Consider the following 13,375-nt stretch of genomic DNA (forward strand, 5'->3'; position numbering starts at 1 on the left):
CCGCCGACCGAGAAAGACATTGGACTATGAGACACCGGGTGATCTGTTTTCAGCAGCCCTTGCCAATGGCATTTGAGCGTTGCACTTGAAATGCGAATGTAAGGGCCTTGATTCCATCACAAAGGCCGTCTGAAATTTAAATCCGGTATGTTTGCTTGCTAAACATATCCAATCAAGCCATAACCCGCTAGTCTAAACAGGCCGTCTGAAAGCATTTAGGCGACAAAGCTTTACCCACTAAAAGTGCCCTATGATAGAAAAACTCACCTTCGGTCTCTTCACCAAAGCCGACACGCACAATTTCATGCGCCTGCTCACTTATGTGAAGCCCTACAAAGCGCGCATTATTTGGTCGTTGCTGGCCATTGTCGGTGTGGCCGCCACCGAAAGCTATCTGGCCGCCTTTATCGCACCTTTGGTCAATCAAGGCTTTGCTGCTCCCAGCGCACCGCCGGAATTAAATGCCGCCAGTGGCATTGTGGCCACTGTGCAAAACTGGAAAGACCAGTTTAACCACATGATTTGGGGCACCGAAAATAAAGTTTGGACGGTTCCGCTGTTTCTGATCGTGATTGTCTTGATTCGCGGCATCTGCCGCTTCGCCAGTACCTATCTGATGACATGGGTATCGGTGATGGCTGTAAGCCATATCCGCCGCGACATGTTCCAACACATGCTCACTCTTTCTTCAGATTACCATCAAAAAAATCCATCCGGTACCGTCTTGATGAGCATGGTTCAGATGGCCGAACAATCCATCAGCAACGCCAGCAATGTGTTCATCACTCTTACCCGCGATACCTTAATCGTCATCGGTTTGGTATGCGTATTGCTATATCTTAACTGGCAATTGACCTTAATTGTATTGCTGATGTTCCCGCTTTTGTCATTGCTTTCACGCTATTACCGCAACCGCCTCAAAGGCATCATCGCCAGCGCGCAACTCAGTATTGGTAAGCTCAATAATGTGGTGACAGAAGTACATCAAGGCCACCGCGTGATGAAACTGTTCGGTGGCCAAAAACAGGCTTCAAGCCGCTTTGCTGATGTCAACCATACCATCGTACGCTTAGGCAAAAAAATCACCCAAGCTACTGCCGCCCGTTCGCCCTTTAGCGAACTCATTGCCTCATTTGCCCTAGCCGTGGTGATTTTCATCGCTTTATGGCAAAGCCAACAAGGCTACACCACCATCGGTGAATTTATGGCTTTTATTGTGGCTATGCTGCAAATGCTCTCGCCGATTAAAAACTTGGCCAACATCAGCATCCCCATGCAAACCATGTTTCTCGCCGCAGATAATGTCTGCCAGTTTTTAGATGAAAAACCCGAAAACGACACAGGCAAACACACCTTGTCTAATGTACAAGGCCGTCTGAAATTCGATCATATTGATGTACGCTACACCGAAGAAGGTCATAAAGCGCTTGACAATTTCAATCTTGACATCCACCCCGGTGAACGTGTTGCTTTCGTTGGCCGATCCGGCAGCGGCAAGACGACTGCCATCAACCTACTACCACGTTTTGTCGAGCCAAGCTCAGGGGTAATCTATCTCGATGGCATCAATATTGCTGATGTGCAATTGACTAATCTGCGCAGCCAATTTGCACTTGTATCGCAAGATGTATTCCTGTTTGACGACACGCTATTGGAAAATGTTCGTTACAGCCGCCCCGAAGCCACAGAAGCGGAAGTCATGGCTGCACTCGAAGCCGCCAATCTGAAAGATTTGGTACACAACTCTCCACATGGCTTACATCAAACCATCGGCGCCAACGGCAGCCAACTTTCCGGAGGCCAACGACAACGCGTTTCCATCGCTCGCGCCATACTTAAAGATGCACCGATTTTACTGTTGGACGAAGCTACTAGTGCATTAGATAACGAATCCGAACGCTTAGTACAACAAGCCTTAGAAAACCTGATGCAAGGTCGCACCAGCATTATCGTTGCCCACCGCTTGAGCACGATTGAACAAGCCGACCGCATTATCGTCATGGATGACGGCAAAATTATTGAAGAAGGCAACCATGCGGAATTGTTGGCAAAACAAGGCTACTATGCCGCATTACAGCATATACCACAAAATGCTGAATAACACTGCCCCTGTCCACTATGAAAACACAGAGTAAGCCATCGCCTTGCTCCGCTTAATTTCCCTTGTAACTTTGTGTATAATCAAGCCCATATTTTTACTGGGCAAACCCTATTTTCAGACGGCCTGTTTGAAGCGCCGTCGTTCAATTATTGATTGAAAGCATGCAATGACCCAAACCCTCTTAATCGAACTCTTAACCGAAGAATTGCCACCGAAAGCCCTGAATAATCTGGGCAACCATTTTGCCGCTTCCATTGCCGAAGGCTTGGAAAAAGCGCAACTGATTGACGGTGAAACCACCGTAACTGCTTACGCTTCGCCGCGCCGTTTGGCTGTGCAGGTGAAAAACGTGAAGCCTGTTCAAGCTGATCAGCAGATTGTGAAAAAAGGCCCTGCCGTCGCCAACGGCATGAAAGACGGTGCGCCGACCAAGGCTTTGGAAGGTTTTGCACGCAGTGCGGGGGCAAAGATTGAAGATTTGAAAGTGATTCACGACGGCAAGCAAGATGTGTTTGCCTATGAATTTACCCAAACCGGCCAGCCTTTGTCTGCCCTGCTCGACGACATCATCAATCAGGCGGTGAAAAAGCTGCCGATTCCGAAAGTGATGCGCTGGGGCAGCAGCACCTTTACCTTTGTGCGTCCGGTACACAGCCTGATTGTGCTGCACGGTGCGGATGTGGTAAACGCAAGCGTTTTGGGCTTGCAAAGCGGCAACACCACTTTGGGCCACCGCTTCCTTTCAGACGGCGTGATCACCATTCAACAGGCCGACAGCTATGCCGAACAACTGCGTACCGAAGGCAAAGTGATTGCTTCGTTTGCCGAGCGTAAGGATGCAATTCAGACGGCATTGAACGAACAGGCAGGCCGTCTGAACGCCACCGTAGCGGCCGACGACAGCTTATTGGATGAAGTCACCGCATTGGTGGAATGGCCGGTGGTATTGGAAGCCGGTTTTGAAGAACATTTCTTGGCCGTGCCGCAGGAATGCTTGATTCTGACCATGCAGCAAAACCAAAAATACTTCCCACTGTTAGACGCTTCGGGCAAGCTGATGAACCGCTTCTTGTTGGTATCCAACCTTGAAGCTGCCGATCCGTCGCACATTATTTCCGGCAACGAGCGCGTATTGCGTGCGCGTTTGGCCGATGCCGAATTTTTCTATCAGCAAGACCAAAAAGCCACGCTGGAAAGCCGCCTGCCTAAGCTCTCGCAAGTGGTTTACCACAACAAACTGGGCAACCAAGCCGAGCGTATCGAGCGTTTAGCGGCCATCAGCCGCCACATCGCCGAAAGTTTGGGCACGGATGCTGCCGCTGCCGAACGCGCGACCCGCTTGTCGAAAGCCGACTTGGTTACCGAAATGGTGGGCGAATTCCCTGAATTGCAAGGCACAATGGGCAAATACTATGCCCGCTTGGACGGCGAAAGCGAAGAAATCGCCAACGCCATCGAGCAACACTACCAGCCGCGTTTTGCCGGCGATGCGTTGCCGGAAGGCAAAGTCGCTACTGCCGCCGCATTAGCCGACAAGCTGGAAACTTTAGTTGGCATTTGGGGCATCGGCCTGATTCCGACCGGCGACAAAGACCCTTACGCCCTGCGCCGCTCGGCTTTAGGTATTTTGCGCATGGTGATGCAAAACGATTTGGACGTGAACGAGCTGGTTCAGACGGCCTTTGCCGTATTCCCGCAAGGTTTGCTCAATGCCGACACGCCGTCTGAAGTGGCCGAATTTATGCAGGCGCGTTTGGCGGTATTGTTGCAAAACGACTACCCGCAAGACATCGTGGCTGCCGTATTGGCGAAAAATCCAAGCCGCCTGAACGATGTGGAAGCCAAGCTGCAAGCGGTGGCCGCGTTTAAAGCGCTGCCGGAAGCTGCCGCGCTGGCCGCCGCCAACAAACGCGTACAAAATCTGCTGAAAAAAGCCGATGCCGAACTGGGCGCCGTCAACGAAAGCCTGTTGCAGCAAGACGAAGAAAAAGCCTTGTTTGCCGCTGCACGCGATTTGCAACCGAAAATTGCCGCCGCTGTTGCCCAAGGCGATTTTCAGACGGCCTTAACCGAATTAGCCGCCATCAAACCGCAAGTCGATGCCTTCTTCGACGGCGTGATGGTGATGGCCGACGATGCCGCTATCAAACAAAACCGCTTAAATCTGCTGAACCAATTGGCCGAACAAATGAATGCCGTGGCCGATATTGCTTTATTGAGCGAATAAGGTTTTAATGATTAAAACTAAAGGCCGTCTGAAACCATGAGTTTCAGACGGCCTTTTCTATTAATTCTCACCTACACAAAATCCCCCCACAGCGTCTGCATGGCTGCAATGGCCGCTAGAGAAGCGGTTTCGGTACGCAACACGCGTGGACCTAGGGTAACGGATTGAAAACCGGCGGCAAAGGCTTGCTCTTCTTCGGCAGCGCTCCAGCCGCCCTCAGGGCCGACCATAAAAACCAGGCCGTCTGAAGAGGGTTGGATTTGGTTTAGCTTTTGCGCGCGGTTTAAGCTTAATAATAATTTGGTTTTTTCAGACGGCATCTGCTGTAAAGCCTGACGATAAGAAATCAGTGGTAACACTTTTGGCACAATATTGCGGCCGCTTTGCTCGCAGGCGGAAATCACGATTTCCTGCCAGCGCTCAACTTTTTTATCGGCGCGCTCACCTTGTAGGCGCACGGTGGTGCGTTCGCTAATCACAGGTTGAATCTCGCTTACACCCAATTCCACGCTTTTTTGCAGGGTAAAATCCATGCGCTCGCCGCTGGAAACGGATTGGATTAAGGTAATATTGAGCGGCGATTCGTTGTCGGTATGTTCTTCACGCAAGACTTCGGCGCGGGCGCGGCGCTTTTCCAAATCAAGCAAGCGGGCAGGATAAGCATAACCGTTGCCGTTAAATAAAACAATCTCTTCTTCATGTTTCAAGCGCAACACATTCAGATGGCGCACAATATTATCAGGCAGGTCAAGGATTTGGCCTGAAGCAATCGAATCGGTAAGATAAAAACGGGGCATAGTTTTCAGGATTATTAACGTATATAATGTGTCAAACAGACCGAAGTGGCCAAGCTGCATTCGGGCAAACGCGATACCGGCATGGGTCACTTGGCCAACGCGGTACCGCTATTTTAAGCGACCTCTGCTATTTAAGGACAAAAATTGTTACACCGATTGCAAAAACTGGTTCGTCACGTCGCGCAAACAGAAGTGATGCCTCGTTTTCTCAACACGCCGGCCAGCCGAAAAGTTGACGGCTCCATGCTCAGCGAAGCCGATTTGGCAGCGCAAACCGCATTTGCTGCAGGCTTACCACTCATCATTGATTGCCCGATGATGGGCGAAGAAATGACCACTCAAGAGCAAATCCGTTTGTGGAAGGCGCACTCGGAAAGCGGCTTGTGGGTGGTCGATCCCATCGACGGCACCAATAATTTCATCAACGGCCTGCCGCATTTTGCCATTTCCGTGGCCTATATTCAAAACGGGCGCGCGCAATTGGGCGTGATTTATAATCCGGTTAGCGGAGAATGCTTTTATGCCGAACGCGGCAACGGTGCATTTTTAAACGGCACTCGTCTGCCCTTGCGCTTGGTAGAAAAAAACTTAAAAGAATCGATTGCCGGTGTGGAAATCAAATACCTGCGCTCGGGCAAACTCACCAGCCGCATGAGCACGCTCTCCCCAGTTGGCGCCAGCCGCAGCATGGGCTGCAGCACGATGGATTGGTGCTATCTGGCTTGCGGCCGCTATGATGTGTATGTGCACGGCGGGCAGAAATTGTGGGATTATGCTGCCGGTGCGCTGATTTTTGAAGAAGCTGGCGGCTGCTTGGATACTTTGGAAGGTGATGCATTTTGGAGTGGCGAGCATGTATTCAAACGCTCGGTCATCGCCGCGCTTGAGCCAAATGTGTTCAATAAATGGCTAGCTTGGATACGCCAGAATCAATAAAGTCTTTTATCTAACTTTAATATTCGCTTAAATTAGACAATTTATTAAAATAATTTCACTTCTTAACAGTATTTAATACTCAGAATAGTAAAATTATTCGTGCTGACACACACTGCTCTTTTATCCCTTTTGGGCAGTGCAGCAAGTAAGACGTTTTCCCGCAATGTATTGGCCATTCATACTTCTCCCTTGGTATGAATGGTTTTTTTTGTCTGCTCTTTTTGCGCTGGCGTAGTCATCGTTCAAACTTGATGAAATTAAAATGATAAGTAATTGAAATCAATATAAACATGAAAATAAGTGTAAATACACTACGCCCCTATTGCTGCTCGGCACTATACTAAAAATGAAAACAGATAATAACAATGGCCCATAGTGTCTGACAACAAAAAAGGAGACAATATCATGTTACTCGAATACCGCAACGTTCTTGTCGCCATCGATGGTTCCCCACAAGCAGAAAAAGCCTTTCACAAAGCCGTGGCCATTGCCCTGCGTAACCATTCGCGCTTGGTAATTGCGCATATTCTCGATCAATCGCTGATGCAGCACACCACGCTGCTCACGCAAAACGTCTATGAGCAGCTTGAAACCGAAGCCAAAACCATGTTGAACGATTATGCCGAGCATGCACGTCAACAAGGTGTTGCCGAAGTGGATTTGGTTTTGCAAACCGGTAATCCAAAGCTGCTTTTATCGGAAGACATTCCACAGCGTGAAAACATCAACCTGATTGTTTTGGGCGCAACCGGCCTGAATGCTTTGGAGCGCATGTTGGTCGGCTCATCTTCTGAATATATTGTTCAAAATGCGCAAACCGATGTCTTGGTGGTGCGCACTGAATAATCCAAGCGATTATTCCGTTATCCGACTGCACCTGAATTCAGGTGTAGTTTGCATAATCAGCCGATGTTTTTCAGACGGCCTATCCAAAAAAACCGATTTTGCAGTAGAAATCGGCCGGAGTTTAGATTTAAATCAATGAGAGGCCGTCTGAATCTGATTATGATAAAAACAAGCTGAAGAAAAACACTTTGAGACATTTACCTTTTCACGTTTACCAAGGAGATGACGTATGAACGAATATAAAAACATTTTGGTCGGTATCGACGGTTCGCCACAAGCAGAAGCAGCCTTGAACAAAGCCACCGCCATCGCCCAACGCAACGGCGCACGCCTGACGATTGTTCACATCGTTGAAGAAATCAAATCCTACCGAGCGGCAGCATTTGACGACGGCACACAAATCAAGTTTCAGGATCAGGCGCAAGAATTGGTCAACGGCTGCGCCAAGCGCTGCGTGGAATCAGGCTGCACTGATGTGATTTGCATTGTTGAAAAAGGCAACCCGAAAGCCCTGCTCGCCGTTGATATTCCGGCGCGAGAGAAAGTGGACTTGATTGTGACCGGCGCCACCGGCTTGAACGCATTCGAGCGCTTGATGATTGGCTCGTGCGCCAGCTACATTATTGAACACGCCAAAGCCGATGTGTTGGTTGTACGCAATTAATTAATGGTCATATCAGGCCGTCTGAAACACTTACCGAATAAGCCCTTAGGTAAATGTGTTTCAGACGGCCTTTTCTTATGCCCGAAAAACGCGCATTAATAACTTCCTGATATTTAGCAATTTACGAAATTTCACATACAATAGCTGAAATATTGATTTCACAAAGGAGGATGTATGGCGCAAGCGAACAAACAAACGGGCATTAACCGTTTTCTCAACATCGTGGAGAGGCTGGGCAATATTCTGCCCAATCCGGTGGTGTTGTTTTTAGCCTTGATTATCGCGCTGCTGATTTTGTCGGCAGTGGGTGCGTATTTTGACGTGAGCGTGATTGACCCGCGCCCTGAAGGCACCAAAGGCCGCGCCGAAGACGGCATGATTCGTGTGATTAACCTGCTCAATGGCGAAGGCTTGGCCAAAATCGTCACCCATCTGGTGAGCAACTTCACCGGCTTCGCCCCTTTGGGCACGGCCTTGGTGGCCTTGCTCGGTGTGGGCGTAGCGGAAAAATCCGGCTTGATTTCCTCAGCCATGCGCGCCATCGTATTGAATGCGCCGAAACGCTTGGTGACCTTGGCAGTCGTGTTCGCGGGCGTGATGTCCAACATCGCAGCGGAACTGGGCTATGTGGTGATTATTCCTTTGGCTGCAATGGTGTTCTACTCGCTCGGCCGCCATCCTTTGGCCGGTATTGCCGCTGCATTTTCCGGCGTATCGGGCGGCTACAGCGCCAACTTGTTAATCGGCACGGTTGACCCAATTTTGTCGGGCATCACTCAATCTTCTGCGCAATTGATTGCACCGGATTATTTGGTCGGCGCGCAAGCCAACTGGTATTTTATGGCAGTCAGCACCTTCTTGGTGGCCGGTCTTGGTTTTCTGATTACCGATAAATTAATTGAGCCGCGCTTAGGCGCTTATGACAAATCCGAAGGTGACGGTAGTGCGGAAAGCATGAGCATTGAGCAACTGAACGCGCAAGAGAAAAAAGGTTTGTGGGCGGCTTTTGCCACGATTTTGGTGTTGCTCGGTTTGATTGCCGCCGCCAGTCTGCCCGAAGGCGCACCGCTGCGCAATCCGGAAACCGGTGATTTGATGAATTCGCCGTTGATGTCGGGCATTGTGGCGTTGATTTTCGTGTTCTTTGCCCTTTCCGGCTTGGCTTACGGCAAAGTCGCCGGCACCTTGAAAACCAGCTCCGACGTAGTGGACGGTATGGTCAGCTCCATGCGCTCGATGGCGATTTACCTGACCCTGATCTTCTTCGTGTCGCAATTCGTGGCTTATTTCGGCTGGAGCAACCTAGGCCCGATTCTGGCGGTGAAAGGCTCTGAATTCCTGAAAGAAATCGGCTTGGGCGGCGGCTTGCTGTTTGTCTTTTTCGTCATCATCTGCGGCATGATTAACCTGATGATTGCCTCGTCTTCGGCGCAATGGGCGGTCACCGCACCGATTTTCGTGCCGATGCTGATGTTGGCTGGCTACGCGCCGGAAATGATTCAGGCGGCCTACCGTATCGGCGACTCGGTGACCAACATTATCACGCCGATGATGCCTTTCTTCAGCCTGACCTTAGCCATCGCCATCCGCTACAAAAAAGATGCGGGCGTGGGCACTTTGGTTTCGCTGATGCTGCCCTACTCGATTGCCTTTGCCATCGGCTGGATGATTTTGTTTTATGTATGGGTGTTCGTATTGGGCTGGCCGGTGGGTCCGGGCTCAGCAACGTATTACCAGCCTTAAGGTTTAGGTTTTTATAAGCAAGGCCGTCTGAACCCTTTACGTTCAGACGGCCTTTCCATATCTCAATCATCTTTCACGATACTAAGATTATTTGCTGCCCCACACTTCATCAACAATGCTGCGAATCAGTGCCAATTTTTTCCATTGGTCTTCTTCGGTCAATTCATTGCCTTCTTCGGTAGAAGCGAAACCGCATTGCGGGCTGAGGCACAATTGGTTGATGTCAACATATTGTGTGGCTTCCTTAATGCGCTCGATGATTTCTTCTTTGGCTTCCAGTTCGCCAGATTTTGAGGTAATCAAACCCAACACGACTTGCTGGTCTTTAATGAAGCGCAATGGTTTGAAATCGCCGGCGCGGTCGCTGTCGTATTCCAAGAAGAAGCCGTCAACGTTACAGCCGCCGAACAAGATTTCCGCTACCGGCTCATAACCGCCGCTGGAGAACCAAGTCGAACGGAAGTTACCACGGCAGATGTGCATGGTTACGGCCATGTCTTGCGGCAAAGCGGCGCGGATGTCGTTCAACACTTTCACATATTTACGCGCGATGTCGTCCAAATCCAAGCCTTGTGCTTCGTATTTGGCACGTTTTTCTTCCGAGCAGAATTCGCCCCAAGAAGTGTCGTCCAATTGCAAAATGCGGCAGCCTTCGGCATACAGCGCATTACCCGCATCGATGTAGGCTTGAGTGATGTCGGCAAACAACAATTCTTCGTTGTCTTGGTAACGCTCAATCAATTGCGGATTCGGCGTGCGCACGCAGGTAATCAGGTGCAGCATGCTTGGCGACGGAATGGTGAATTTCACCGGATAATCACCCGCTTCGGCTTTCAGGGCTTTGAAGTGGTTGATGAACGGATGCACTTTCGGGAATTCGATTTTGTCGGTGATTTTCAAGGTAATCGGGCGCATGTGCGCTTGAAATTGGGTGCTGTATTCTTCTGCTTCTACCAATTCCACGCCCAACAATTCAAACAGGAAATCCAAGTGCCACCATGTGCGGCGGAATTCGCCGTCGGTTACGTTTGGCAGGCCGACTGCTTTTTCTTTGGCCACCAATTGGCTCACTTCGGCGTGTTCCACTTGGTGTAATTCGTCGGTCGAACACTCGCCGCAGGCGCATTGGCTGCGGGCTTTTTTCAAGGCGTCAGGGCGTAAAAAGCTGCCGACGATGTCGAAACGGAAAGGGGCGCGGTCGCGTAAAGTCGCGTTTGGGAAAAGCGTGCTCATGATGATCCTTTTTAGGTAACGGTTTTATATCGTCGTTTAAAATAAAAATCATACTGCGTTGCCAGCGCCCTGATGTACTCGGTGTACACGGCGGTTGCTGTCGCCTTGTTTGATTTCTATTTTAAACGACTGTAATTAACGTTTGAGTATAACAGAATCTGCTAGGTTTCAGACGGCCTATCAAGTAAAGGCCTTTGCAAACTTCAGCAAGAAACACCGTTTTGCTTTACAATACGGCGCTTGAATTTCACTCTTATTTTAGCCGCACCATGAACGAGCAAATCCCTGTTTCCCCTATCCAATCCGACCATCTGATTCTCGGCCAATATGCCGAACGCGCGTATTTGGAATATGCCATGAGCGTGGTCAAAGGCCGCGCGCTGCCTGAAGTTTCAGACGGCCAGAAACCGGTGCAGCGTCGCATCCTTTATGCCATGCGCGACATGGGTCTGACCGCCGGCGCCAAACCGGTGAAATCGGCGCGTGTGGTCGGTGAGATTTTGGGTAAATACCACCCACACGGCGACAGTTCGGCGTATGAAGCGATGGTGCGCATGGCACAGGATTTCACGCTGCGTTATCCGTTGATTGACGGCATCGGCAACTTCGGCTCGCGCGACGGCGACGGTGCGGCGGCCATGCGTTACACCGAAGCGCGTTTGACGCCGATTGCGGAATTATTGTTAAGCGAAATCAATCAAGGCACGGTCGATTTCACTCCCAACTACGATGGCGCGTTTGACGAACCCATCCACCTGCCCGCCCGATTGCCGATGGTGTTGCTCAACGGTGCCAGCGGTATTGCCGTGGGCATGGCGACTGAAATTCCGTCGCACAATCTTACCGAAGTCACCAAAGCAGCGATTGCCCTGCTGAAGAAACCTTCGCTGGAAACCGCTGATTTGATGGATTACATCCCCGCACCCGACTTTGCCGGCGGCGGCCAAATCATCACCCCTGCCGCCGATTTACAGCAGATTTACGAAAGCGGCAAAGGCAGCGTACGCGTGCGTGCGCGTTATGAACTCGAAAAACTGGCGCGTGGCCAATGGCGGGCGATTGTGACCGAGTTGCCGCCCAATGCCAACGCCGCCAAAATTCTTGCCGAAATCGAAGAACAAACCAATCCGAAGCCGAAAGCCGGTAAAAAACAGCTCAACCAAGATCAGCTCAATACCAAAAAACTGATGCTGGATTTGATTGAAAAAGTGCGCGACGAATCCGACGGCGAGCATCCCGTGCGCTTGGTGTTCGAGCCGAAATCCAGCCGCATCGAGCCGGATGCGTTTATGAACACGCTGATGGCGCAAACTTCTTTGGAAGGCAATGTGTCGGTCAACTTGGTGATGATGGGCTTGGACAACCGCCCTGCACAAAAAAACCTGAAAACCATCTTGCAGGAATGGCTGAAATTCCGCGTAACAACCGTAACACGCCGTCTGAAATTCCGCCTGACCCAAGTGGAAAAGCGCCTGCACATTCTCGAAGGCCGTCTGAAAGTTTTCTTAAGCATTGACGAAGTGATTCGGGTGATTCGCGAATCAGACGAACCGAAAGCCGATTTGATGGCGGCATTTGATTTGAGCGAAATCCAAGCAGAAGACATTCTCGAAATCCGCCTGCGCCAACTTGCGCGCTTGGAAGGCTTCAAGCTGGAAAAAGAACTGGCCGAACTGCGCGAAGAAGAAGGCCGTCTGAACCTGCTACTCGGCGATGAAAACGAAAAGAAAAAGCTCATCATTAAAGAGATGCAAGCTGATATGAAACAATTTGGCGACGAGCGACGCACCTTGGTCGAAGAAGCCGGCCGCGCCACGCTGACGCAAACCACCGCCGATGAGCCGGTGACGCTGATTTTGTCGAAAAAAGGCTGGATACGCAGCCGCGTCGGCCACAATTTGGATTTGGCGCAAACCACGTTCAAAGAAGGTGACGGTTTGAAGCAAACCTTGGAAAGCCGCACCGTATGGCCGGTAGTAGTGCTTGACTCACAAGGCCGTACCTACACCTTAGATGCCTCGGAAATCCCGGGCGGCCGCGGTGACGGTGTACCAGTGGCATCTTTGGTGGACGTGCAAAACGGCGCCGAAGTGGTCGCCATGCTCACCGGTTTGCCGGATCAGCATTATTTGTTGAGCAACAGCGGCGGCTACGGCTTTATTGCCAAACTCGGCGACATGGTCGGTCGTGTAAAAGCAGGCAAAGTGGTGATGAGCGTGGAATCGGCCGAAACGGTGTTGCCACCGGTATCGGTATATGCTTCGTCGCTGATTAATCCGGATTGCAAAGTGGTGGCGGTGGCCGAGTGCCAAACTTCGCTATGGGAAGAAAGCAAAGCGCTCGCCTTTACGCTCAACGAACTCAAAGTCATGGCCAAAGGCCGTGGCTTGCAGCTCATCAGCTTGGGCGAGAAAGAGCAATTGGCGCACATTGCCGTGGTTTCCGCGCCGGAAATCCACGCCGAGAGCGAAGGCAAACGCGGTGCTACCTATAAAGAACGCATTCAACTGGCCGACATCAGCGGCAAACGTGGCAAAAAAGGCAAGCCTCTGCCGCTTTCAGGCCGTCTGAAACAATTATTCGGTGCAGGTTCTTTATAATCCGAGCATGATTTAGCCGATGTCATCACACTTTATGCCAAATCGTGATATTCTTGGGTAATACGCGTTGTGCCTACAGGATTGGCACAGCAAGTTCGGCAGTCATACGACAGGCTGCCGAATCATTCATACTAGGGCGTGTCCTCAATTTAACTTAGCATGAATAATAGAGCAAGCCAAGTAAAGCATCGATTTAAAATTACGAGCTAATTTCTCATAGCGAGTAGC

At 50.5% G+C, this 13,375-nt stretch carries 9 protein-coding genes and 1 pseudogene; 7 read left to right on the forward strand and 3 right to left on the reverse strand.

Features of this window, described 5'->3' with window-relative positions; translation table 11 throughout:
* Positions 1 to 250: 250 nt before the first annotated feature.
* Both msbA and glyS read left to right on the forward strand, forming a co-directional pair.
* Positions 251 to 2,101, forward strand: coding sequence for a lipid A export permease/ATP-binding protein MsbA (gene msbA, locus CRG49_RS10335; RefSeq protein ID WP_095502051.1), 1,851 nt, complete (start codon positions 251 to 253; stop codon positions 2,099 to 2,101).
* A gap of 166 nt (positions 2,102 to 2,267) precedes the next feature.
* Positions 2,268 to 4,328, forward strand: a complete 2,061-nt coding sequence (glyS, locus tag CRG49_RS10340; RefSeq protein WP_095502052.1) for a glycine--tRNA ligase subunit beta — start codon at positions 2,268 to 2,270, stop codon at positions 4,326 to 4,328.
* A gap of 71 nt (positions 4,329 to 4,399) precedes the next feature.
* On the opposite strand, the gene CRG49_RS10345 is transcribed toward glyS, so the two are convergent.
* Positions 4,400 to 5,125, reverse strand: a complete 726-nt coding sequence (locus CRG49_RS10345; protein ID WP_095502059.1) for a 16S rRNA (uracil(1498)-N(3))-methyltransferase — start codon at positions 5,123 to 5,125, stop codon at positions 4,400 to 4,402.
* Between the two features lie 144 nt (positions 5,126 to 5,269).
* Between CRG49_RS10345 and CRG49_RS10350 the strand changes: the two genes are divergently transcribed.
* From CRG49_RS10350 to CRG49_RS10365, 4 genes are all read left to right on the forward strand, one after another.
* The gene (locus CRG49_RS10350) at positions 5,270 to 6,061 is read left to right on the forward strand and encodes an inositol monophosphatase family protein (RefSeq protein WP_095502053.1); all 792 of its coding nucleotides are present in this window, start codon (positions 5,270 to 5,272) and stop codon (positions 6,059 to 6,061) included.
* A gap of 405 nt (positions 6,062 to 6,466) precedes the next feature.
* Positions 6,467 to 6,907: a universal stress protein gene (locus tag CRG49_RS10355; protein ID WP_095502054.1), complete on the forward strand. Its 441-nt coding sequence runs from the start codon at positions 6,467 to 6,469 to the stop codon at positions 6,905 to 6,907.
* 229 nt (positions 6,908 to 7,136) lie between these two features.
* On the forward strand, positions 7,137 to 7,571 hold the full coding sequence (locus CRG49_RS10360; RefSeq protein ID WP_095502055.1) for a universal stress protein: 435 nt from the start codon (positions 7,137 to 7,139) through the stop codon (positions 7,569 to 7,571).
* Positions 7,572 to 7,745: 174 nt separating this feature from the next.
* Positions 7,746 to 9,314, forward strand: a complete 1,569-nt coding sequence (locus CRG49_RS10365) for an AbgT family transporter (protein WP_095502056.1) — start codon at positions 7,746 to 7,748, stop codon at positions 9,312 to 9,314.
* Between the two features lie 87 nt (positions 9,315 to 9,401).
* Here the strand turns inward: CRG49_RS10365 and CRG49_RS10370 are convergent, their stop codons facing one another.
* Positions 9,402 to 10,547, reverse strand: a complete 1,146-nt coding sequence (locus CRG49_RS10370; protein ID WP_095502057.1) for a 5-methyltetrahydropteroyltriglutamate--homocysteine S-methyltransferase — start codon at positions 10,545 to 10,547, stop codon at positions 9,402 to 9,404.
* 269 nt (positions 10,548 to 10,816) lie between these two features.
* Between CRG49_RS10370 and parC the strand changes: the two genes are divergently transcribed.
* Complete coding sequence (parC, locus tag CRG49_RS10375; protein ID WP_095502058.1) at positions 10,817 to 13,147, forward strand: DNA topoisomerase IV subunit A; 2,331 nt, start codon at positions 10,817 to 10,819, stop codon at positions 13,145 to 13,147.
* A 144-nt stretch (positions 13,148 to 13,291) separates the two neighbouring features.
* Here the strand turns inward: parC and CRG49_RS10380 are convergent.
* Positions 13,292 to 13,375 (reverse strand): annotated as a pseudogene (locus CRG49_RS10380) (IS5/IS1182 family transposase); the annotation flags it as partial.

Origin of the sequence: Neisseria sp. N95_16, from assembly GCF_002551535.2 — a bacterium.
GTDB classification, from domain to species: Bacteria; Pseudomonadota; Gammaproteobacteria; order Burkholderiales; family Neisseriaceae; genus Neisseria; species Neisseria brasiliensis.